General features: G+C 63.2%; 22 protein-coding genes and 1 pseudogene. 10 read left to right on the top strand and 13 right to left on the bottom strand.

Annotated elements, in window-relative coordinates; genetic code table 11:
* Positions 1–104: 104 nt before the first annotated feature.
* The 3 genes from sixA to J4E58_RS00325 are packed head-to-tail and all read right to left on the bottom strand — an operon-like array spanning position 105 to position 1,942.
* Positions 105–554: a phosphohistidine phosphatase SixA gene (sixA, locus tag J4E58_RS00335; RefSeq protein WP_007931572.1), complete on the bottom strand. Its 450-nt coding sequence runs from the start codon at positions 552–554 to the stop codon at positions 105–107.
* Positions 551–898: a DUF4389 domain-containing protein gene (locus J4E58_RS00330; protein ID WP_007931570.1), complete on the bottom strand. Its 348-nt coding sequence runs from the start codon at positions 896–898 to the stop codon at positions 551–553. Before J4E58_RS00330 ends, sixA begins: the two co-directional genes overlap by 4 nt.
* Positions 899–916: 18 nt before the next feature.
* Positions 917–1,942: an NAD(P)H-dependent glycerol-3-phosphate dehydrogenase gene (locus tag J4E58_RS00325; RefSeq protein ID WP_007931569.1), complete on the bottom strand. Its 1,026-nt coding sequence runs from the start codon at positions 1,940–1,942 to the stop codon at positions 917–919.
* Positions 1,943–2,136: 194 nt separating this feature from the next.
* Between J4E58_RS00325 and J4E58_RS00320 the strand changes: the two genes are divergently transcribed.
* From J4E58_RS00320 to fabB, 5 genes are all read left to right on the top strand, one after another.
* The gene (locus tag J4E58_RS00320; protein WP_087088806.1) at positions 2,137–4,260 is read left to right on the top strand and encodes a TonB-dependent siderophore receptor; all 2,124 of its coding nucleotides are present in this window, start codon (positions 2,137–2,139) and stop codon (positions 4,258–4,260) included.
* 1 nt (position 4,261) lies between these two features.
* Entirely contained in the window at positions 4,262–5,191 is a 930-nt protein-coding gene (locus J4E58_RS00315; protein WP_172962976.1) for an ABC transporter substrate-binding protein, read from the top strand.
* On the top strand, positions 5,188–7,089 hold the full coding sequence (locus tag J4E58_RS00310; RefSeq protein WP_053260166.1) for an ATP-binding protein: 1,902 nt from the start codon (positions 5,188–5,190) through the stop codon (positions 7,087–7,089). The genes J4E58_RS00315 and J4E58_RS00310 overlap by 4 nt, the downstream gene beginning before the upstream one ends.
* 248 nt (positions 7,090–7,337) lie before the next feature.
* Positions 7,338–7,853, top strand: a complete 516-nt coding sequence (gene fabA / locus J4E58_RS00305) for a 3-hydroxyacyl-[acyl-carrier-protein] dehydratase FabA (RefSeq protein WP_007931558.1) — start codon at positions 7,338–7,340, stop codon at positions 7,851–7,853.
* Positions 7,854–7,864: 11 nt separating this feature from the next.
* Positions 7,865–9,085, top strand: coding sequence for a beta-ketoacyl-ACP synthase I (gene fabB, locus J4E58_RS00300; protein WP_007931556.1), 1,221 nt, complete (start codon positions 7,865–7,867; stop codon positions 9,083–9,085).
* A gap of 84 nt (positions 9,086–9,169) precedes the next feature.
* Here the strand turns inward: fabB and J4E58_RS32140 are convergent, their stop codons facing one another.
* The 4 genes and pseudogenes from J4E58_RS32140 to J4E58_RS00285 form a co-directional block, all read right to left on the bottom strand.
* A complete protein-coding gene (locus J4E58_RS32140) occupies positions 9,170–10,033 on the bottom strand; it encodes a methyl-accepting chemotaxis protein (RefSeq protein ID WP_370686805.1) in 864 nt (287 codons plus the stop codon).
* A pseudogene (locus J4E58_RS32135) lies at positions 10,025–10,795 on the bottom strand (MCP four helix bundle domain-containing protein); the annotation flags it as partial. The pseudogene J4E58_RS32135 and the gene J4E58_RS32140, both read right to left, overlap by 9 nt.
* Positions 10,796–10,932: 137 nt before the next feature.
* Positions 10,933–11,397, bottom strand: coding sequence for a DUF3859 domain-containing protein (locus J4E58_RS00290; RefSeq protein ID WP_007931553.1), 465 nt, complete (start codon positions 11,395–11,397; stop codon positions 10,933–10,935).
* A 112-nt stretch (positions 11,398–11,509) separates the two neighbouring features.
* Positions 11,510–12,511: an amidohydrolase family protein gene (locus tag J4E58_RS00285; protein WP_087088808.1), complete on the bottom strand. Its 1,002-nt coding sequence runs from the start codon at positions 12,509–12,511 to the stop codon at positions 11,510–11,512.
* 148 nt (positions 12,512–12,659) lie between these two features.
* On the opposite strand from J4E58_RS00285, the gene J4E58_RS00280 reads away from it, so the two are divergent.
* From J4E58_RS00280 to J4E58_RS00265, 4 genes are all read left to right on the top strand, one after another.
* The gene (locus tag J4E58_RS00280; protein ID WP_007931549.1) at positions 12,660–13,076 is read left to right on the top strand and encodes an OsmC family protein; all 417 of its coding nucleotides are present in this window, start codon (positions 12,660–12,662) and stop codon (positions 13,074–13,076) included.
* A gap of 62 nt (positions 13,077–13,138) precedes the next feature.
* Positions 13,139–14,026 (top strand): pirin family protein, encoded by an 888-nt coding sequence (locus J4E58_RS00275; RefSeq protein ID WP_009042800.1) that lies wholly within the window; start codon positions 13,139–13,141, stop codon positions 14,024–14,026.
* A gap of 208 nt (positions 14,027–14,234) precedes the next feature.
* Positions 14,235–15,611, top strand: coding sequence for a pyridoxal-phosphate dependent enzyme (locus tag J4E58_RS00270; RefSeq protein ID WP_085530195.1), 1,377 nt, complete (start codon positions 14,235–14,237; stop codon positions 15,609–15,611).
* Positions 15,608–16,786 carry a PLP-dependent aspartate aminotransferase family protein gene (locus tag J4E58_RS00265; RefSeq protein WP_087088810.1) on the top strand — a complete coding sequence of 393 codons (1,179 nt, stop codon included), beginning with the start codon at positions 15,608–15,610 and terminating at the stop codon, positions 16,784–16,786. The genes J4E58_RS00270 and J4E58_RS00265 overlap by 4 nt, the downstream gene beginning before the upstream one ends.
* A 94-nt stretch (positions 16,787–16,880) precedes the next feature.
* On the opposite strand, the gene J4E58_RS00260 is transcribed toward J4E58_RS00265, so the two are convergent.
* From J4E58_RS00260 to J4E58_RS00245, 4 genes are all read right to left on the bottom strand, one after another.
* On the bottom strand, positions 16,881–17,609 hold the full coding sequence (locus J4E58_RS00260) for a dienelactone hydrolase family protein (protein WP_087088813.1): 729 nt from the start codon (positions 17,607–17,609) through the stop codon (positions 16,881–16,883).
* Positions 17,610–17,676: 67 nt separating this feature from the next.
* A complete protein-coding gene (gene htpG / locus J4E58_RS00255) occupies positions 17,677–19,581 on the bottom strand; it encodes a molecular chaperone HtpG (protein ID WP_087089313.1) in 1,905 nt (634 codons plus the stop codon).
* Positions 19,582–19,669: 88 nt separating this feature from the next.
* Entirely contained in the window at positions 19,670–20,122 is a 453-nt protein-coding gene (locus tag J4E58_RS00250) for a PaaI family thioesterase (RefSeq protein ID WP_053260158.1), read from the bottom strand.
* A complete protein-coding gene (locus J4E58_RS00245; RefSeq protein WP_037035982.1) occupies positions 20,119–20,595 on the bottom strand; it encodes a PaaI family thioesterase in 477 nt (158 codons plus the stop codon). The genes J4E58_RS00250 and J4E58_RS00245 overlap by 4 nt, the downstream gene beginning before the upstream one ends.
* A gap of 158 nt (positions 20,596–20,753) precedes the next feature.
* On the opposite strand from J4E58_RS00245, the gene J4E58_RS00240 reads away from it, so the two are divergent.
* Positions 20,754–21,005, top strand: a complete 252-nt coding sequence (locus J4E58_RS00240) for a hypothetical protein (RefSeq protein WP_007931529.1) — start codon at positions 20,754–20,756, stop codon at positions 21,003–21,005.
* Positions 21,006–21,069: 64 nt separating this feature from the next.
* Here the strand turns inward: J4E58_RS00240 and J4E58_RS00235 are convergent, their stop codons facing one another.
* Both J4E58_RS00235 and J4E58_RS00230 read right to left on the bottom strand, forming a co-directional pair.
* Positions 21,070–21,471 (bottom strand): MAPEG family protein, encoded by a 402-nt coding sequence (locus tag J4E58_RS00235; protein ID WP_087088815.1) that lies wholly within the window; start codon positions 21,469–21,471, stop codon positions 21,070–21,072.
* Complete coding sequence (locus tag J4E58_RS00230) at positions 21,471–22,208, bottom strand: DUF599 domain-containing protein (protein ID WP_007931525.1); 738 nt, start codon at positions 22,206–22,208, stop codon at positions 21,471–21,473. Before J4E58_RS00230 ends, J4E58_RS00235 begins: the two co-directional genes overlap by 1 nt.
* Positions 22,209–22,260: the final 52 nt, after the last annotated feature.

Here is a 22,260-nt window from a genome sequence, read left to right as displayed (position 1 = left end):
ATCGTGGTAGGAGCGAGGCTTGCCGCGATGAAGGCGGACGCGCTGCTTCGGACAGTCCGCGCAGCTTCCTTCGCGGGCAAGCCTCGCTCCTACAGCTCAGGGGCTCAGGGATTCCTGATGCTGTTGAGGGTCATCAGGCCGGCCAGCGGCCAGTCGCCTTCGAGTTCCGCCAGGCCCGCGGTGTGCATCGGCTGGGGATTGCGCAGATGACCGTGCTGCAGAAAGCCGATCAGGTTGCCCACCAGCGGCTGGTGGCTGACCAGCAGCACGTTGTCCGCCGAGTCGAGCTGGGCGACCACCGACAGGGGGTTGTTGTCCGGCGTCAGCCAGGACACGGTGCGGATTTCCGCTTCGAAGCCCAGGGCTTCGCGCACCAGCTTCGCCGTCTGCTGCGCCCGCGCATAAGGGCTGGCGATGATCGCGCTGAGCGGCTGGCCGATCAGGTGCGCGGCGCTGCGCAGCGCCTCCTCGCGGCCATGCTCGGTCAGGTTGCGCTCGGCGTCGCTGCGCGCATGAGGCTCGGCTTCACCGTGACGCAACACCCAGAGCTTCACAGCTTGGGCTCCTCGTCACGCACCGGATGGGGCGCCGGTGGCACCACATGCGGCGCTTCACCTTCAGGGGCCCGCGGGGCCGGCCAGTCGGCGAACGGCCAAGGCTTCTGGTCGGTGTGGAAACTGCCGAAACGACCGATCTGCGCCAGGAACTGGCTCAGGCTGTCGCCGAAGTTCATCAGGCTGGCACTTGGCGAGCCGTAGATCAGCCGGTAGATCAACTGCACCAGCACCAGCGCGCCGAGGATGAATTGCGCCACTTGCCAGACCAGCACGAACACCAGCATCCACAGCACACGCAGCAGGATGGATTCGTACTTGGCTTCGGAATTCGTATCGTTCATGTCTCGCTCCTGTCCTGCTCAGTTGAAACCACTGGTGGAGATAAAATCGACATCGGTTTTCGGCTCGCCGCGCATCAGCAGCTCGATGACCTGGTTCAGCGTGCGCCCCTCAAACAGGATGGCATGTAATCCGGCCACCAGCGGCATATATACGCCCACTTCCTGCGCCTTGACCTTGAGCACCTTGAGGGTGTTCACGCCTTCGGCCACCTCGCCGAGCCGGTCCACCGCCTCTTCCAGGCTCAGGCCTTCGCCCAGGGCGAAACCGACCTGGTAGTTGCGGCTCTTGGGCGACGAGCAGGTGACGATCAAATCGCCAACCCCCGCCAGGCCAAGGAAGGTCATCGGGTTGGCGCCCTGGCTGACGGCGAAACGGGTCATTTCCGCCAGCGCCCGGGTAATCAGCATGCTCTTGGTGTTTTCCCCCATGCCCAAGGCCACAGCCATGCCGGCAATGATCGCGTAGACGTTCTTCAACGCCCCGCCCAGCTCGACGCCGAAGCGGTCGGCGCTGGCATAGACGCGGAAGGTCCGGCCATGCAGGGCCGCCTGCACACGCTGGCAGAGTTCTTCGTCTTCACTGGCGACCACGGTGGCGGTCAAGGCGTGTTCGGCCACTTCACGGGCCAGGTTCGGCCCGGACAGCACGCCGATCCGCGCTTGCGGGGCGATGTCTTCGAGAATTTCGCTCATCAGCTTGAAGGTCTGCGCTTCGATGCCCTTGGTCAGGCTGACCAGCAGCTTGCCGGCGAGCAACTGCGCATGGGGCGCCAGCACCGAGCGCAGGGCGCTGGAGGGCAAGGCGACAAAACACAGGTCACTGTCGTTCAGGGTGGCCAACAGATCGGTCACCGGCTCCACCGCCGGATGAATCTTGATGCCTTTGAGGTAACGCGGATTTTCGCGATGAATGCGAATGGCCTCCGCCTGCTCCGGGTCACGCATCCACTGCCGCACCCGATGACCGTTCTCGGCCAGCAGATTGGCCACGGCGGTACCAAAGCTTCCGCCTCCCAGGACCGCGATAGGGCGCTGTTCAGTCATATGCAATCCGTCAATCCATACAGTGGCGATGGCGGCATTATACGGGGCGCCCCTGCGGCGGCCAGCCCTGTGAACAATTAGGCACAAATGCCGGGAAAACACCGATTAGGACGGGGAATGTCGGGGTTATCGACTGGAAAACCCGGTCATCTCGGTTAACATGCGCGGCAATTACTCGTTATCAAGGCTGTGCCGTGTATCCTGGCCCTCCCCTCTCCCGCCCATCCCTGTTGCTGGCGCTGCTTTGCAGCACCCCGGTGCTGGCCGACGATCTGTTCCTGGACAGCCAGCCGCTGCCGGAAATCCTCACCGCCACCCGTCTGAAACAGTCCCCCGCGGCCGTGCCCGGCAGCATGACCGTGCTCGACAGCGAACTGATCAACGCCAGCGGCGCCCGCGATATCAGCGAGCTGCTGCGCCTGGTGCCGGGGATGATGGTCGGCAATATCAGCGGCAACCAGGCCGCGGTGAACTATCACGGCACCAATGCCAGCGAAGCACGCCGCATGCAGGTGCTGATCGATGGGCGCTCGGTGTACCGGGCAGGCCTGGCCACCGTGGACTGGAGCGACATTCCGGTGGCCATGGAGGACATCGAGCGCATCGAGGTGTTCCGCGGCCCCAATACCGTCAGTTACGGCGCCAACGCGCTGATGGCGGTGATCAACATCATCACCCGCTCGCCCGCCAACAGCCACGGCACGCGGATCAAGGTCACCCGCGGCCAGCGCGGCATCAGCGACTGGTACGCCAGCCAGGGCACCGGCTGGGACAGCGGCGACCTGCGCCTGTCGCTGTCCGGGCAGGAGGACGACGGCTTCGACAGCGATCGCAACGGCACCGACTACCGCGACAGCCGGCGCTTGAACCGCTTCAGCCTGTCGGTCAGCCAGATGCTCAATGAGCAGCAGAGCATCGACTGGCAGCTCAGCGCCAAGGAAGGCAGCAACCAGCGCCCCTATACCTACCGCCCGGTGTTCTCCGGTATCACCTCGGCCGGCTACAACTCCGACGTGATCGCCAAGGACTATGCCGGCTCGCTGCGCTGGAACCTCGACATCAACCCGGACCACAGCCTTTATATACAAGGCTCGGCCCAGCACTGGGACCGCCAGCAGAACTGGCGCGCCTGTGACGCCGAAGTGTCGTTCAGCCCGGAACTGACCCGCCTCTGGCAGCTCAACCCGAACTACGCCGAACTGCTGGCCCGGCACATGGACAATTTCACCGGCTCCGGCGCCCCTCCAGGCACCGCGGCCGAACAAGCCCTGGCGAACCAGGTGCTGACGCAATGGAAGGACGGCGCCAAGCGCACGGTCTGCGGGGATATCGACCAGAGCGCCCGCGAATCGCGCTACGACCTCGAACTGCAGGACACCCTGAGCCTGTCCGATGGCGTGCGCCTGGTCAGCGGCCTGAACTATCGCTACGACCGCGCCGACTCGCAAACCTATTTCAACGGCACCCTCGACGACAGCACCTGGCGCGCCTTCGGCCAGCTGGAATGGCGCGCCACCGAACACTGGCTGTTGCAGGGCGGCGCCATGTTCGAGGACTCGCAGCTGAGCGGCAGCTCGCTGACCCCGCGGGTGGCGGTCAACTACCTGATCAACCCGCGCCACGGCCTGCGGGCGGTGTATTCGGAAGCGATCCGCTCGCCGGACATGTTCGAGAACAACGTCAACTGGAGCTACCGGGTCACCAAGCTGAGCCCCACCGCCTACGGCCAGCCCAGCGCCCAGTACTTCGTCAAGACTCGCGGCCCGGGCAACCTCGAGCAGGAACGCATGCGCTCACGGGAACTGGGCTACAACGGCTTTTTCGCCGATCTCGGGCTGAACCTCGATGTGAAACTGTTCTACGACGAAATCAGCGGGATGATCAGCGAGCCGCTGCGCAACAACCAGTACATCGCCAGCAACAGCAACAACTCACGCTTCGCCGGCACCGAAACCCAGCTGGACTGGCACCTGAACCCGGCGGACCGGCTGCGCCTGACATACGCCTATGTCGACGCCGAAGCCAGCAACCCGCTGGACGAGCAATTGACTGCGCGCCACAGCGGCTCGGCGGGCTGGTTGCGCGACTGGGGCCAGGGCTGGTCCAGCGCGCTCTTCTACTATGGTTCCAGCGCGCTCAACGGGTATCGCTTCGAACGGGTCGATACCCGCGTCGCCAAGCGTATCCCCCTGGGCAAGGGCAGCCTGGAGCTGGCCGGCGTGCTCCAGCAACGGCTCGACGACGAGCCCACTACCTTTGTCGACAACAACTATGACTCGCACCACGTCCTCTACTTCAGTGCGGAGTTGACGTTCTAGCATGAGCCACCGTCAGTCAGGGATGACGCCTGCCTTGAACCGATTCCGGGTTCGCCTGCTGCTGTTCTGTTGCCTCTGGGGTGCACTCCCCGCATGGGCGGCCCAGGTGTTGCTGACCGGCGCCGAAGACAGCGCCGGCGTGCAGGCCTTTGCCCAGGCACTGGCGCAACAGCGGCCACAGGACGACGTGCGCTTCGAGCCCCTGGCCAACCTGCCTGCCCCCGGTCAATTGCCAGCGGGCACCCGGCTGATCCTGCTCGACCCGGCCAGCCTCGAATGGCGCCAGCAGGAGGCCCAGGGGCCGGCCACGCTGGTGTTGCGCATCGGCCGGATCCAGGCTCAGCAGCGCCTGGGGGCAACGTCTTCGCCCCGGCTGAGTCTGTTATGGAGCGACCCGCCTCTGGCTCGGCAATTGCGGCTGATCCGCAAGATCCTGCCCCAGGCCCGGCGGATCGGCGTGCTCTACGGCGCCGACAGCGAATTCCTGCTCAAGGAGCTGCACCAGGCCGCCCATCCCCTGGGGCTGGAAATCATCGCCGAACGCTGGGACGACACCAATGACAGCCGTCCGCTGCAAAGCCTGCTGAAAAGCAGCGACGTCCTGCTGGGGCTGGACGATCCGCAGCTGTACAACCCGAAAACCGCGAAGAACCTGTTATTGAGCAGCTATGCCCGGCAACTGGCGCTGATCGGCCCCAATGCCGGCTTCGTCAAGGCCGGCAGCCTGGCCAGCACCTACAGCGACCAGGAAGACTGGCTGCAGGTGCTCGACGATTTGCTGGACCGGCCCACGACCCACTGGCCGCGTACCCTGTATCCACAACCGTTCAAGGTGTTGAGCAACCCGCAAGTGGCACGCTCCCTGGGTGTCGAACCGATTGACGAGCAATCGGTGGCGACCCAGCTGGCCGAAGGAGAAAAACGCCCATGACCTTCCGTCGCCGTTGGGACATCAGTACCCGCACCCAGATCATCTGCCTCGGCCCGGCGCTGCTGCTGACCCTGCTGCTGATCAGCTTCTTTACCTTCGTACGGATCCAGGATCTGCGCCAGGAGCTGAACCACACCGGCCAGTTGATCGCCAACCAGCTGGCGCCGGCCACCGAATACGGGGTGATCTCGGGCAACAGCGAAGGTCTCGAGAGCCTGCTCAAGGCCACCCTGGCCACGCCCCACGTGCGTTTTCTCGAAGTCCAGGACAGCCGCAACAAGATCCTGGTGTACGTCGAGCAGCCTTCGGAGACCCACAACCGCTCACAGCAGGTCGAAGTGTTCCAGGCCCCGGTGCGCCTGCAACGCATCCAGCTCAGCAACGATTTTTTCCAGGACGACCCGAGCGCCAGCGTGAGTCCGAGCGAGGACTACCTGGGGCGGGTGATCGTCGGCATGTCCAACGACGCCTTCAGCCAGCGCCAGCAGGAGATCCTGTTCAAGGCCGGCATCCTCGCGCTGTTCGCCCTGCTGTTCACCTTCCTCCTGGCCCGCCGCCTGGCGGCCAGCCTGTCGCAGCCGATCAGCGCCATGGGCACCGCGGTCAAGGCCATTCAACAGGGTGACTTCAAGACTCCGCTGCCGATCGTCGACGACGCCGAGCTGGGCGATCTTTCGCGGCATATCAACAACCTGGCCGCCGGCCTCGAGCAGGCCAGCCGCGAGCAGCACCAGGCCATGGCCCAGTTGATCCAGACCCGCGAAGAAGCGGAGCGGGCCAACAACGCCAAGTCGGACTTCCTGGCGATGATGAGCCATGAACTGCGCACGCCCATGAACGGCGTGCTGGGCATGCTGCAACTGCTCGAAACCACCGAAATGACCGATGAACAGCACGAATACGCGGCGCTGGCCTCCGAGTCCACCGAGCACCTGCTCAAGGTGATCAACGACATCCTCGACTTCTCGCGCATCGAGCGCTCGGCCCTGGAGCTGGAGCACATCCCGTTCAACCTCGCCGAACTGATCAGCAGTTCGGCCCAGGCCTTCCAGCACAGCGCCGCGCAACGCGGGCTGGACCTGCAACTGCGACTGCCGCCCGGCATGGAGTCGCTGCAGGTCAAAGGCGACCCGACGCGCATCCGGCAGATCCTGGTGAACCTGATCGGCAACGCCTTGAAGTTCACCGAGCAAGGCAGCGTCACCGTCGAGCCGCAATGGCAGGCCCTGGACCATGAGCTGCTGTGGTTCACCTGCAGCGTGCGCGACAGCGGGATTGGCATCAGCACCGAAAGCCTGGAACTGATGTTCAACGCCTTCCAACAGGCCGACAGTTCGATTTCCCGGCGTTATGGCGGCACCGGCCTGGGGCTGCCGATCGCCCGCACCCTGGCCGAACGCATGGGCGGCACCCTGCGCGCCCAGAGCGAGGAAGGCCGCGGCTCGGTGTTCACCCTGGAGATCCCGCTGGCGCTGTACCAGCAAAGCCTGCCGGTGCTGGCGCCGCGGGTGCACAGCGGGCATGCCCATGGCGAAGGACGCAACGTGCTGCTGGTGGAAGACAACCCGGTCAACCAGACCGTGATCCAGGCCATGCTGCGCAGCCTGGGCTTCACGGTCAGCATCGCCACCGATGGCGCCCAGGCCATTCGCAGCGCCGAGAGCCTGATCTTCGAGGCGATCCTGATGGATTGCCGGCTGCCGCTGATCGACGGCTACGAAGCCACCCGGCAGATCCGCCAACTGCCCGGATGCGCCGATCTGCCGATCATCGCCTTGACCGCCAACGCCTTGCAGGGCGACCGCGAAGCGTGTTTGTCGGCGGGGATGAACGATTACCTGGCCAAGCCGTTCAAACGCACGGATCTGCAGCAAATTCTCCAACGCTGGGTGCAGTAGCGGCCACTTATCGACCATCTGCGACTGGCGTGGCGGGCGAAAGTGCGGCAGTCTTAGGCACCCGAACAGGCCCCTCACAGGGCCTGTATAATAATTTCAGTGCACAAGTGTACATTCATGTCCCTTGTGCTGTGACTTTCACCACAACGCAATAGTCTATGAGTAGGCTGCCGGCTCGAGGCATGAACGCTTCGATCGGCCGGGAAGATTTGCCCCACCCTGCCGCATGGGACTATTGAGGAGCTCGCATGACCAAACAAAACGCCTTTACTCGGGAAGATCTGCTGCGCTGCAGTCGCGGTGAGCTGTTCGGCCCAGGTAACGCGCAACTGCCCGCCCCGAACATGCTGATGGTGGATCGCATCACTCATATCAGCCAAGAGGGCGGCAAGTACGGCAAAGGTGAATTGGTCGCCGAGCTGGATATCACCCCTGACCTGTGGTTCTTCGCCTGCCACTTCGAAGGCGATCCGGTGATGCCGGGCTGCCTGGGCCTCGACGCCATGTGGCAACTGGTCGGCTTCTTCCTGGGCTGGCAAGGCCTGCCGGGCCGCGGTCGCGCCCTGGGCTCGGGCGAAGTGAAGTTCTTTGGCCAGGTGCTGCCGACCGCCAAGAAAGTCACCTATAACATTCATATCAAGCGCGTCCTCAAGGGCAAGCTGAACATGGCCATCGCCGATGGTTCGGTCAGCGTCGACGGCCGCGAAATCTACACCGCCGAAGGCCTCCGGGTCGGCGTTTTCACCTCCACTGACAACTTCTAAGGGTTATCCGCATGCGCCGCGTCGTTATCACTGGTCTGGGCATCGTTTCGTGCCTGGGCAATGACAAAGAGACCGTCTCCGCTAACCTGCGTGCAAGTCGCCCTGGCATCCGCTTCAACCCGGAATATGCCGAAATGGGTCTGCGTAGCCAGGTTTCCGGCTCCATTGACCTCAATCTCGAAGAGCTGATCGATCGCAAGATCTATCGCTTCGTCGGCCACGCGGCGGCTTACGCCTACCTGGCCATGAAAGACGCCATCGCCGACTCCGGCCTGACCGAAGAGCAGGTTTCCAACCCGCGTACCGGCCTGATCGCCGGCTCTGGCGGCGCCTCTACCCTGAACCAGATGGAAGCGCTGGACATCCTGCGCGAGAAAGGCGTCAAGCGCGTCGGCCCATACCGCGTGACGCGGACCATGAGCAGCACCGTTTCCGCATGCCTGGCCACGCCGTTCAAGATCAAGGGCCTGAACTACTCCATCGCTTCCGCTTGCGCCACCAGTGCTCACTGCATCGGTACCGCCATGGAACAGATCCAGATGGGCAAGCAGGACATCGTGTTCGCCGGTGGCGGTGAAGAAGAACATTGGAGCCAGTCGTTCCTGTTCGACGCCATGGGCGCCCTGTCCAGCAAGCGCAATGACACCCCGGAACAAGCCTCCCGCGCCTACGATGCCGACCGTGACGGCTTCGTCATCGCCGGCGGTGGCGGCATGGTGGTGGTCGAGGAGCTGGAACACGCCCTGGCCCGTGGCGCGAAGATCTACGCCGAAATCGTTGGCTACGGCGCGACGTCCGACGGCTACGACATGGTGGCGCCAAGCGGCGAAGGTGCAATCCGTTGCATGCAGATGGCCATGTCCACTGTCGACGCACCGATCGACTACCTGAACACCCACGGCACCTCGACTCCGGTCGGAGACGTCGCGGAAATGAAAGGCGTGCGTGAAGTGTTCGGCGACAAGGCTCCAGCCATCAGCTCCACCAAGAGCCTGTCGGGTCACTCCCTGGGCGCCGCCGGCGTTCACGAAGCGATCTACTGCCTGCTGATGATGGAAGGCAACTTCATGGCAGGTTCGGCCAACATCGACGAGCTGGATCCGGAAGTGGCCGACATGCCGATCCTGACCAAGACTCGCGAAGACGCCACCATCAACACCGTGATGAGCAACAGCTTCGGCTTCGGCGGCACCAACGCCACCCTGGTCCTGAAGCGCTGGCAGGGCAAGTAAGCCCCGCCTTTGCCACATGAAAAACGCCCCGACTGGTTCGGGGCGTTTTTTATTGGGCGACTGTTTTTCCCCGCGTAAAAGCACTTACACCGAAAAACGCGCCACCAGGGTGTTCAGGTCCACCGCCAGCCGTGACAGCTCCTGGCTCGCGGCGCTGGTCTGGTTGGCCCCGGCCGAGGTCTGCATGGCCAGGTCGCGGATGTTCATCAGGTTGCGATCCACCTCCCTGGCCACCGCCGCCTGCTCCTCCGAGGCGCTGGCGATCACCGTGTTGCGCTCGTTGATCAGGGTGATCGCCCCGGCGATTTCCTCCAGCGCCGCCCCCGCCGCCTTGGCCAGCTCCAGGGTCGAGCGGGCCCGACTGTTGCTCTGCTGCATGGAGCTGACAGCCTGCTCGGTGCCCAGCTGAATGCCGCCGATCATCTGCTCGATCTCCTGGGTCGATTGCTGGGTACGATGCGCCAGCGCCCGCACCTCGTCCGCCACCACCGCGAACCCGCGACCGGCATCCCCGGCCCGCGCCGCCTCGATGGCGGCATTCAGGGCCAGCAGATTGGTCTGTTCGGCCACCGAACGAATCACATCCAGCACCTTGCTGATGCCATACACCTTCTGCGCCAGCTCTTCGACCTGGGAGGCGTTGGCAGTCACGTCGTCGGCCAGGGACTCGATGGATTGTACCGTCTGGCGCACCTGCTCACGCCCATGCTGGGCAATCAGGTCGGACTGGCGGGAGGCTTCGGACGTTGCCACGGCATTGCTGGCCACCTCCTCCACCGCAGCGGTCATCTGGTTCACCGCAGTCGCCGCCTGTTCGATTTCCTGGCTCTGCTGGTGCAGGCCACGGGTGGCATCCTCGGTCACGCAACTGAGTTCCTCCGAAGCGGAAGCCAGCTGGCTGGAGGACTCGGAAATACGCCGGATGGTCTCCCGCAGGCTGTGCTGCATGGCCTTGAGCGCCTGCAGCAGGCGCGCCGGCTCATCCTTGCCGCTGATACGAATGTCCTCGGTCAGGTCGCCGCCGGCCACCACCTCGGCCACGTTCAACGATTGCGCGAGCGGCAGCACGATGCTGCGGGTGAGCAACAGGGCCAGGACAATGGTCATCAGGCCCGCCACCACGATCATCACCACCACCCAGACCTTGGCGTTGCTGAACACCGCCCTGGCCAGCTCGGTGGCCAGGTTGGCGTTGTGCCGGTTAAGGGCCACCAGCTCATTGAGGGTGCCCGCCAGCTCATCGGCCAGCTGGCTCATCTCGCCATTGACCACCGCAACCGCATCCTCGACCCGCCCCTGCTGCGACAGCGCCATCACCTGGTTCTGATGCTCGAGGTAGCGCTTCTCGGCGGCCTTGTAGCGATCGAACAGCACACGCTCTTCCGGCAGCACAATCAGCGCGTTATAGCGCTCCTGGGCCACCGTCATGCCGCGCTTGATCTCATTGAGTTTGCTTTCGTTCTGCGCCAGGGCCTGGGGGCTGCGGTTGATCAGCAAGCGCATGGTCAGCGCCCGGACCCGCAGCAGGTCCTGATTCATTTCGCCCACCGACATCACACTGGGTAGCCAGTTATTGTCGACCTCGTCGGACTGCGCGCGCATGTTCGACATCTGCAGCAGGGCGAACGCCCCCAGGCCGAACACCATCAACGCCAGCAGGCCGAAGCCCAGGCCCGCGCGCGGTGCAATGTTGAGACTCCTGATGCTCATTCTCCGGTTCCTTCCAAAAGCGCTGCATTCGCCATACAGCGGGCTGCTCTTGAAGGTATCGGGTCGCGGAAAATTTGCTTAAGACGAAAACGTGATATCAAAACGCCCAAGCACTCCGATGCCTGGGCGTAAACGATTCAGCGTACGGTAAAACGCTGCTGGACCAACAAACGGTCGCCCTGGAATACCATGAAACGCCACTCGCCGGGGATCACCTCATGACTCTCGGTGAACTCATAGGCCATGATGTCCTGCGGCGCGCCCGGCACCAGTTTCTGGGTCACTTCGAGCTTGTCGTGACGCTGGCCATCCGGGGTGCGGATGCCCGGCGTGAAATACAGCAGGGTCAGCGGCACATCCTCGGCCACCTTGCCGGCCAACTGATAACGCAGGCCGAACTTGGTGCCCAGCCGCGCGGGCACGATCTCGGTCTGCTCGATGTTTTCGTTGCTGCGCCGCAGCACCCGCTCACCCGACTGCAACGCGGCCTTTGGCCCCTCGAACACACCATATTCCACCGGTCCTTCGACACGGACTTCAGCACTGGCAAGGCCACTGAGCATCATCAGCGCCGCCAATGCGCTTAAACGGGTGAGGTGCATATCGCGCTCCTTGATTGAGATGGCGCGAGCCTATGACGCAGGCATGACAGGCTGATGACAAACCTGCATCGCCAGCGCCTTGGCAACGCCCACCAACCGGAGCCACCCAGGATCAACGTGCGCGCGGCAGCACGGCAAGGAAGTTGTCCCGGGCCACCTTGCGCGCCACGGCCTCCGGCAAGGCATCGAGGAAGGGATCGAAGCCGCGCATTTCCCGCCCCAGCTTGTTGAAGCGCCCCACCACGTCCGAACCCAGCATGAAGCGCTCGGGAAAGCGCTCCACCAGCTTCAGCCACTGCGCCCGGGGCACGCCCTGCTCATCCAGCAGATACGGCCTGAGCACGCTCCAGGACAGGTCGATGTAGAGGTTGGGATAAGACTCGAGCATCCGCGCCAGGGTCGGCAGGAGAAAATCCAGCTGCACCTGATGCCGGTGGATCTCCATGCTGGTGCCCGCGTGGGCCCAGATAAAGCGCGTGTGGGGATGCTTGCGCAGCGGCTCTTCGATTTCCGCCAGGTACAGCGGGTTCTTCTCGCGCTTGGAGGTGATGTTGGAATGCAGCATCACCGGCAGGTCGTTTTCCGCCGCCAGGTGATAGATCCGCGTCATCGCCTCGTTATTGGCCCGTGGCGTATCGCCGGAGGTCAGCGCGGTCAGGTCGTCGTGGCGGGTGAACACCTCGCCGATGCCCTGCCATAGCCCCGGATTGAGGTCGAGCATGCGCTGGATATGGGCGTCGGAGTTCTTGTCGTTGGGGTTGAAGCCGGACAGGAACGGATGAAAATGCTGGCGCTGCTCGGGCGTCAGGCGGTTCACCGCGGCAGCGACAATCACATCGGTGGCGCTGTACCAGTAGGCATCGGCGTCGTCGCCGGCGTAGTAGCGCGGTCGCTTGGGTTCGTCTTCATGCCATTTCTTGGCCACCGGGATACCGGAAATCATCACATGCTCGATGCGATTGTCGGCCATGGCCTTGAGCAGCTTGTCCATGCCTGCCGACTCCTGGAAGAAGTCGACGTAATGCAAGTGAGCATCGCTGTAGGCGTAGTCGCGGGCCTGGGCCCAGGCGCTCGGCAGCAGCAACAGCAAGGTGCTCAGGTAGATCCAGTGCATGGGCGGGCTCCCGTCGGTTGACGCTGGGTAGACCCTGCCCCGCAGGTGACGGTTCAGAAAAAGGGGAACGCACGGCAAGCGTAATGCTCTATAACTGCACCACCTTTCAATGTCTGTTCCGACTGCTCACCACTGCCCGAGGTCCGCCATGACTATCACCGTCAACACCGAGTCCAGCGAAGGTTTCCGCCACAGCATCCAGATCGATGACCATCAATTGTTCGCCGACCTGCCCAAGACCCTGGGCGGCGAAGGCTCCGCGCCGGAACCCCACGACTTTTTCGATGCCGCCCTGGGTGCCTGCAAGGCCCTGACCCTCAAGCTGTATGCGCAGAAAAAAGAGATTCCGCTCACCGGCGTGACGGTCGAGGTCAAGCACGACAACAGCCAGGAGCAGAAAGGCAAATATGCGCTGCACGTCAAGCTGACCCTCAAGGGCGTGCTCACCGACGCCCAGCGTGAAGAACTGCATCGCGTCGCCGACCGCTGCCCGGTGCACAAGCTGATGACCACCGCCGAGGTGAGCATCGAGACCCACCTCTCCGAAGGCGCCTTCAGCCAATAGCGCCACGGCTCGCACAAGCGGGTTATGCTCCCGGGCATAACCCGATCAGCCTGGAATGCACCATGAACACACCGCTCGTGATTCGCCCTCGCGCCGAGGACGTCGAAGGCCAACCCATACTGCGTCCGCTGCCCTCGGCCCAATGCCGCAGCGTGGGGCCCTTCGTGTTTTTCGATCATATGCTGCAAACCCGCTACCCCGCGGGCAAGGGCATGAATATCCGCCAGCACCCACATATCGGCCTGTCGACCCTGACCTACCTGTTCCAGGGGCAGATCCAGCACAAGGACAGCCTGGGTTCCGACCAGGTGGTGAACCAGGGGGATGTCAGCTGGATGACCGCCGGCAGCGCCATCGCCCATGTCGAGCGCACCCCGCAGGCGCTGATCGACAGCGACTTCAGCATGCACGGCCTGCAGGTCTGGTTGGCTTCGCCCAAGGCCCATGAACAAGGCCCGGGGCACTATAGCCATCACCCGGCCGCGACCTTGCCGGTCAGCGACAACCTCGGGGTCAAGATCCGCATGATCGCCGGCAGCGGTTTCTGCCTGGAATCGCCGGTGCCGGTGCTCTCCCCGACCCTGTATGCCGAAATACAGTTGCAGACCGCGACCACCCTGCTGATCCCCGCCGAACACGAGGAGCGCGCCCTGTACGTGCTCGAAGGCGACGCCCAGCTGGATGGCGAGCCCGTCGAGCCGCATGCGCTGGTGATCCTGCCCACCGGAACCACTCCCACCCTGTTCGCCGACAGCGATTGCCATGCCGTGCTGTTCGGCGGCGCGCCGCTGGACGGTCCGCGGCGGATCAACTGGAACTTCGTTTCCAGCGACCCGGCGCGTATCGATGAAGCCCGCCAGCGCTGGGCCGCCGGCGACTGGCCGACAGTACCGGGGGAAAGCGAAAGAATCGAACTGCCCAAGGGCAAAGGCTCGCCGTCCCCCCTGTAGCGCCGGGCGCTCGGTGATCCGGACAGGTCAAGCGCCGGGCCAGGCTTCCCCCGCCGCCTGGTTGCGCAACCAGGTACCGGCCGGCGCGAGCGGTTGCGGGTAGTCGGATCCCGGCCTATGGTCCAAGCGATGCATTGCCTGCGACCGGCGCGCGATGATTCGCCGTGGGTCGCCCATCCAGCGCAGCTTTGCGCAGCGAGGTGACCACATGCCGAACGACTCCCGTCCCGCCGTGCTCGAACTGATCGGCAACACGCCGCTGGTGCGTGTCAGCCGTTTCGATACCGGCCCCTGTACGCTGTTTCTCAAGCTTGAATCGCAAAACCCCGGTGGCTCGATCAAGGACCGCATCGGCCTGGCGATGATCGACGCCGCCGAGCGCGATGGCCGCCTGCGACCCGGTGGCACCATAGTCGAGGCCACCGCCGGCAACACCGGCCTCGGCCTGGCCCTGGTCGGCCGCGCCAAGGGTTATCGAGTGGTCCTGGTGGTGCCGGACAAGATGTCCACCGAGAAAGTCCTGCACCTCAAGGCGATGGGCGCCGAAGTGCACATCACCCGCTCCGATGTCGGCAAGGGCCACCCTGACTATTACCAGGATATGGCCGCGCGCCTGACCAAGGAGATTCCCGACGCGTTCTTCGCCGATCAGTTCAACAACCCGGCCAACCCGCTGGCCCACGAATGCAGCACCGCGCCGGAAATCTGGGCGCAGACCCAGCATGACGTGGACGCCATCGTGGTCGGCGTCGGCTCCGCCGGCACCCTGACCGGCCTGACCCGGTTCTTCCGCCGGGTGCAGCCGGACCTGGCCATGGTCCTGGCCGATCCGGTCGGCTCGGTGATGGCCGAATACAGCCGCAGCGGCGCCCTCGGCACGCCCGGTTCCTGGGCGGTGGAAGGCATCGGCGAAGACTTCATTCCGTCCATCGCCGACCTCTCCAGCGTGCGCAAGGCCTATTCCATCAGCGACGAGGAAAGTTTCGAGCACGCCCGCCAGTTGCTGCGCGCCGAGGGTATTCTCGGCGGCTCTTCGACCGGTACCCTGCTGGCCGCGGCTCTGCGCTACTGCCGCGAGCAGACTGAGCCGAAGCGGGTAGTCAGCTTCGTCTGCGACACTGGCACCCGCTACCTGTCGAAGATCTACAACGACCAATGGATGAACGACCAGGGCCTGCTGCAACGCAAAGGCTACGGCGACCTGCGCGACCTGATCGCGCGGCGCTTCGAGGACGGCCGGGTGATCAGCGTGGGGCCGGACGATACCCTGCTCACCGCCTTCCAGCGCATGCGCCTGGCTGACGTCTCGCAACTGCCGGTGCTGGTGGATGGGCAGCGGCTGGTCGGGGTGATCGACGAGTCGGACATCCTGCTGGGCGTGCACGAAGATGCTTCACACTTTCGCAAGACCGTGGCCAGCGCCATGACCGATCAGCTGGAAACCCTGCCTCCCGGCGCCAGCCTGGCCGAACTGGAGGCGGAACTCGACCGTGGCTTCGTGGCGATCATCGCCGACGCTTCGGGCTTCCACGGCTTGATTACCCGGGTCGACATGCTCAACCACTTACGGAGATCACTGCCATGAGCCAACAGGATGAAAGCCGCGCGCCACGCGCCTTCGCCACCCGGGTAATCCATGCGGGGCAAACGCCGGACCCTTCCACCGGGGCGCTGATGCCGCCGATCTACGCCAACTCCACCTATGCCCAGCAAAGCCCCGGGGTGCACAAGGGGCTCGACTACGGGCGCTCGCACAACCCCACGCGCTGGGCCCTGGAACGCTGCGTGGCGGACCTCGAGGGCGGCACCCAGGCCTTCGCCTTCGCCTCCGGGCTGGCAACGATTTCCACCGTGCTCGAACTGCTCGACGCGGGCGCGCATATCGTTTCCGGCAATGACTTGTACGGCGGGACGTTCCGTCTCTTCGACAAGGTGCGCCAACGCAGCGCCGGCCATCGCTTCAGCTTCGTCGACCTGACCGATCTGTCGGCTTTCGAAGCGGCGCTGCAGGACGACACACGGATGGTCATGGTCGAGACCCCGAGCAATCCCCTGCTGCGCCTCACCGATCTCGCCGCCATCGCACGCATCTGCCGGGCGCGGGGCATCATCTGCGTCGCCGACAACACCTTTGCCAGCCCGTGGATCCAGCGTCCGCTGGAGCTGGGCTTCGATATCGTGCTGCACTCGACGACCAAGTACCTCAACGGCCATTCCGACGTGATCGGCGGCATCGCGGTGGTCGGGCAGAACCCCGACCTGGCCGAGCGCCTGGGCTTCCTGCAGAACGCCGTGGGAGCGATCGCCGGGCCGTTCGACGCCTTCCTCACCCTGCGCGGGGTGAAGACCCTGGCGCTGCGCATGGAACGCCACTGCAGCAACGCCCTGGAGCTGGCGCAATGGCTGGAACGCCAGCCACAGGTGGCGCGGGTCTACTACCCGGGCCTGCCGTCCCACCCGCAGCACGCACTGGCACGGCGGCAGATGCACGGTTTCGGCGGGATGATTTCCCTCGACCTGGACTGCGACCTCGCCGGCGCCAGGCGTTTTCTCGAGAGCGTGCGGATCTTTGCCCTGGCCGAGAGCCTGGGCGGGGTGGAAAGCCTGATCGAGCACCCGGCGATCATGACCCACGCCAGCATTCCCGCGGATACCCGGGCGCAGCTCGGCATCGGCGACGGGCTGGTGCGTTTGTCCGTGGGCGTCGAGGATGTGGAGGACCTGCGCGCCGACCTGGCCCAGGCACTGACGCGGATCTGAATGGCCGACAGGCACAAAAAAAGCCCGCCTGGCGTACAATGCGGCTCACTGAGAGCCGCATTGCATCGCCAAGCGGGCTTGTGGTTCCCGGGGCTCAGCCCTTGAACACTTCATCCAGCAAGTTGTGCATCGAGGTGAAGGCGCGACGGGCGGTCTTGGCGTCGTACATCATCTTGCCCGGCACATTGGCGTGCGGATCGGTGAAGGAATGCACCGCGCCGCCGTAACTCAGCAGTTGCCAATCCACCCCTGCGGCGTTCATTTCCTCTTCGAAGGCCGGCAATTGCTCTTTCGGCACCAGCGGGTCGGAGGCGCCATGCAGCACCAGCACCGAACCCTTGATGTTCCGGGCGTCGGCCGGGTTCGGCGTATCCAGGCTGCCGTGGAACGACACCGCGGCTTTCAGCGGCGCACCGCTGCGCGCCAACTCCAGGGAGCAGCAACCGCCAAAGCAGAAGCCGAAGGTGGCCAGCCGGGCCTTGTCCACCGCCGCTTCCTGCTGGCTCTGCAGCGCCTCGAAGGCCGCCTGCATGCGCTTGCGCAGCAAGGCCCGGTCATTCTTCAGCGGCATCATGGCGGCACCCGCCTCGTCGCCGTTGCTCGGGCGGACCTGTTGCCCGTACAGGTCGGCGATCAGCACCACATACCCCTTGGCGGCGACCGCCTCGGCGATCTTCTCGGCACCGGCGCCGACCCCCATCCAGTTCGGCGCCATCAACAGCCCCGGACACGGGCCCTGCTGGCTGGCATCGAACGCCAGGCGGCTTTCATAGGATTGACCATCAATCTGGTAGACCAGGGAACGAACAGTGACTTGGCTCATTTCAGACTCCTGATTCAAAAACACCGGAATGAAAAAACCCGCCGAAGCGGGTTTCTATACAACGCAGTTAAACCGACAGTTCAACCAGCAGCTTGTTCAGGCGGCGCACATAGGCGGCCGGGTCTTTCAAGCTGTCGCCGGCAGCCAGGGCCGCCTGATCGAAGAGGATGTGCGACAGGTCGCCGAAGCGCTCGTCGCTCTGCTCGCCGTCGAGTTTCTCGATCAACGGGTGAGCCGGGTTGAATTCGAAGATCGGCTTGGAATCCGGCACCTTCTGCCCGCTGGCCTCGAGGATCTGGCGCATCTGCAGGCCCAGGTCCTGCTCGCCGATCGCCAGGATCGCCGGGGAGTCGGTCAGACGGTGGGAAACCCGCACTTCGCTGACGGTATCGCCCAGGGCGGTCTTGATCCGCTCCACCAGGCCTTCCTTGCTCTTGGCGACTTCTTGCGCGGCCTTCTTGTCCTCTTCCGAGTCCAGGTTGCCCAGGTCCAGGTCACCCCGCGCCACGTCGACAAAACCCTTGCCGTCGAAGTCGCTCAGGTAGCTCATCAGCCACTCGTCGATGCGGTCGGTCAGCAGCAGCACTTCGATGCCTTTCTTGCGGAAGACTTCCAGGTGCGGGCTGTTCTTGACCTGCGCGTAGGTTTCGCCGGTGAGGTAGTAGATCTTGTCCTGGCCTTCCTTGGCGCGTGCCAGGTACTCGGCCAGGGAAACACTCTGCTCGCCGTCGTCACCCTGGGTGGAGGCGAAGCGCAGCAGGCCGGCGATCTTTTCCTTGTTGGCGAAGTCTTCGGCCGGGCCTTCCTTCATCACCTGGCCGAAGTTTTTCCAGAAGCCCTTGTATTGCTCAGGCTCGTTCTTCGCCAGTTTTTCCAGCATGTCCAGCACGCGCTTGGTCAGCGCCGACTTCATGGAGTCGATGATCGGGTCTTTCTGCAGGATTTCCCGCGACACGTTCAGCGACAGGTCGTTGGAGTCGACCACGCCCTTGATGAAGCGCAGGTACAGCGGCAGGAAGGATTCCGCCTGGTCCATCACGAACACGCGCTGCACGTACAGCTTCAGGCCTTTCGGCGCTTCACGCTGGTACAGGTCGAATGGCGCACGGGCCGGCACGTACAGCAGCGAGCTGTATTCCAGCTTGCCTTCGACCTTGTTGTGGCTCCAGCTCAGCGGGTTCTCGAAGTCATGAGCGATGTGCTTGTAGAACTCCTGGTATTCCTCGTCCTTGATTTCGGTACGCGGACGGGTCCACAGGGCACTGGCGCGGTTGACGGTTTCCCATTCCTGCGCAGGCTTCTCCTCGCCCTCAGCGGCAGCGGCCTCTTTCGGCAGCTCGATCGGCAGGGCGATATGGTCGGAGTACTTCTTGATGATGTTGCGCAGGCGCCAGCCGTCGGCGAACTCGTCTTCGCCGGACTTCAGGTGCAGGACGATGCGGGTACCGCGATCGGCCTTGTCGATGGTCGCGACTTCGAACTCACCTTCGCCCTTGGAGGACCAGTGCACGCCTTCGCTGGCGTCAAGGCCGGCGCGGCGGCTGAAGACATCGACCTTGTCGGCGACGATGAAGGCGGAATAGAAGCCCACGCCGAACTGACCGATCAGGTGCGAATCCTTCTTCTGGTCGCCGGTGAGGTTTTTCATGAAATCGGCGGTGCCGGACTTGGCGATGGTCCCCAGGTGGGTGATCACATCGTCCCGGCTCATGCCGATGCCGTTGTCTTCGAGGGTGACGGTCTTGGCGTCCTTGTCGAAGCTCACACGGATTTTCAGCTCCGCGCCACCTTCCAGCAACTCAGGCTTGGACAGGGCTTCGAAGCGCAATTTGTCGACAGCGTCAGAGGCGTTCGAGATCAGTTCGCGAAGGAAGATTTCCTTGTTGGAATACAGCGAATGGATCATGAGGTGCAGCAGTTGCTTTACCTCGGTCTGGAAGCCCAGGGTTTCCTTTTGAGTTTCCACACTCATGGTCATCAAACTCCAATCAGATGGCATAAGCCGCGCCCGGAGGGCTTACGGCGGGATGTCCACAGAGTTGGGGGCTATACCTGAGATTTCAAGGCCCTGGACTTTCTTCGAGCTTGAAATGTGCGCGGGCGGTGGCAATCGGCTCCTCCGCGCTGCTCTGCCAGGCGGTGATGGCCACGTTTGCCACCCGCCGTCCCTGGCGGCAGACCTGGCATTTGGCATAGGTATCGCGAAATTGCCCGGCGCGCAGGTAATCGAGGGAAAAATCGATGATCTTCGGCACGCCCGGCGAGCCGGTGCCAATCAACAGATGCAGGGCCGCGGCCAGCTCCATGAATCCGGCGATCACCCCACCGTGCAGGGCCGGCAGCAACGGGTTGCCGATATTGTCGCGGTTGGCGGGCAGGCGAAACAGCAACTCATCGCCCTGCCGCGAACACTCGATGCCAATCAGTCTGGCGTAGGGAATCAATTGCAGCAGCGCGGCGTAATCGCCTTGCTGGTGGGCATGCAGCACTTGCTTCTGGAAATCGTCGCTCATGGCTGCTCACCCTTGATGGCGCCGGCAAAACCTTTGCTGCCCTTGATGCCCTTGCCCATCCGCATGAAGGTGCCCACCACATGGGCAACAGGGTGCTCGGGGTCGTCCTGATAGGCAAAACCACGGGTGAAAATCACATCGGTGGTCACCCGGTAGCACTGGGCAAAACCATACACGCTCTTGCCCGGCTGCGCCGGGTGCATGTAATCGATGCGCAGGTCCAGGGTCGGGCAGACCTCGAACTCCGGCAGGACGCACAAGGTCGCCATGCCACAGGCGGTGTCCATCAACGAGGTCAGCGCGCCACCGTGGATCACTCCGGTCTCGGGGTTGCCGACTATCTGCGAGCTGTAAGGCAACATCAGGGTGATGCCGTCTTTTGAGGCGCTGTGCACGCTCATGGCCAATACCTGGCAATGGCGCAGCGCCGACAAAAACCGCGTCGCACGCTCAAAAACAGGGTTTTGCTCCATAAGGAAATTCTCTAGTTGGTGTCAAAACCGCTCGGTTAACCCGGCAGGTAAAAGTTCCATATTGCTGGCACTTTATATATCTTTAACTTTCAAGGAACTTAACCTGTAGAGCCATGCTCGAAAGGCCAGAAGATATCTTCAATAAGGAGAAACACCCCATGCGTAAGACTTTAGCTATTGCCCTGATGCTGACCGCTTCCCTCGGTCTCGCTGCCTGCGATAAAAAATCCGAGGACAAAGCTCAAGATGCCAACCAACATGCTGAGCAAGCTCAACAGAAAATGAATGAAGCTCAGGATAAAGTGAACGAAGCTGCAAAAGAAAATGCCGAAGCAGCCAAAGATCAGGTTGAATCGAGCAAAGCAGCGGCTGAAGAAGCTGCCAAGGAAGCCGCTCCTAAAACCAACTAATCCGGTTTTAGTGCAGCAAAAAGAAAGCCCGCCTAGTGCGGGCTTTACTTTGTCTGCAATAACGCTAAGCCAACAGGCTGCGAAAAGTCGGACTAAGCATCAGCAGCAATGAGCAGAGCAGACCGATAAACCAGACCAGACTGCGCTGCCAGGCAAGATCCGCCCAATAGCAAAGCAGATAGATAACCCGCGTAATGACGAAGACAATCGCCAGGCCGTCGATCAGCCAGCCCTGAGTCTGGGTGGTATGGGCCATCAGGACCCCGACCGCGAATAACATGAAGGCTTCGAAACTGTTCTGGTGCGCCGCCACTGCCCGGGCGCCGAACCCTGTGAGTTGTGTCTGTTGCTGGCGTGGCAGGTGATTGTCGTAGCCGCCCTGCTCTTTCATCGCCCTGGCTACCGGTACGCGCGCCACGTAAATCAACAGCGCGCTGATAAACACACACCAAAACGCAATACTCATCAGGCTATCTCCTTGTTCGCCTCGGGCAATGGCGCCTCTGTAGGGGTATAGACCATCACATCCAACACGTCGGAATGAAACTCCCGGCGGTACAGCACCAGCACCACGCCCGCGCTCATCAGCATGAACAGCCAGGGGCTGACGAACCAGGCCAGCATGCTCATGCCGAAGTAATAGGAACGCAGGCCGAAGTTGAACTGGTTGGCGGCCATGGAAATCACCCGCGCGGCCCGCATTGCAAAGGCTTTTCGCTCCTGTTCGGAAACATGCCGCTCACCGATCATCGGTGCCGAGCCCACGAGAATGGCCGCGAAGTTGTACTGGCGCATGCACCAGCTGAAGGTGAAGAAGGCGTAGACGAACACCAGAGCCAGGCACAGCAGCTTGATCTCCGACATGCCCTGGGAGGCCTGCTGCACCATGGGAATGTCGGCCAGCAGCGACACCGCACGCTCGGAAGCGCCAAGCACGGTGAGGATACCAGCGAGGATAATCAGGGTGCTGGAGGCAAAGAACGAGGCATTGCGTTCCAGGTTGCCGATCACGCTGGCGTCGGCAATGCGGTTATCGCGCAGCAGCATGCGGCGCATCCAGTCTTCCCGGTACAAGTGCAGCACGCTGGCCAGGCACGCGGTGTCGCGGCCCTTCCACGTGGCGTAGCGGGTGTAGCCGCCCCAGCAGATGACAAACCAGAGGGCGGCGATGAGATGGATCAGGTTGGCTTCGACGAACGACATGCAGGTTCCCGGATAGGCGTTGGCAGAGTGCGGATACAACTGGCACTGCTTC

The organism is Pseudomonas sp. FW305-25 (genome assembly GCF_017351415.1).
GTDB classification, from domain to species: Bacteria; Pseudomonadota; Gammaproteobacteria; order Pseudomonadales; family Pseudomonadaceae; genus Aquipseudomonas; species Aquipseudomonas chlororaphis.
This window is presented reverse-complemented; position numbering and strand designations above follow the sequence as displayed.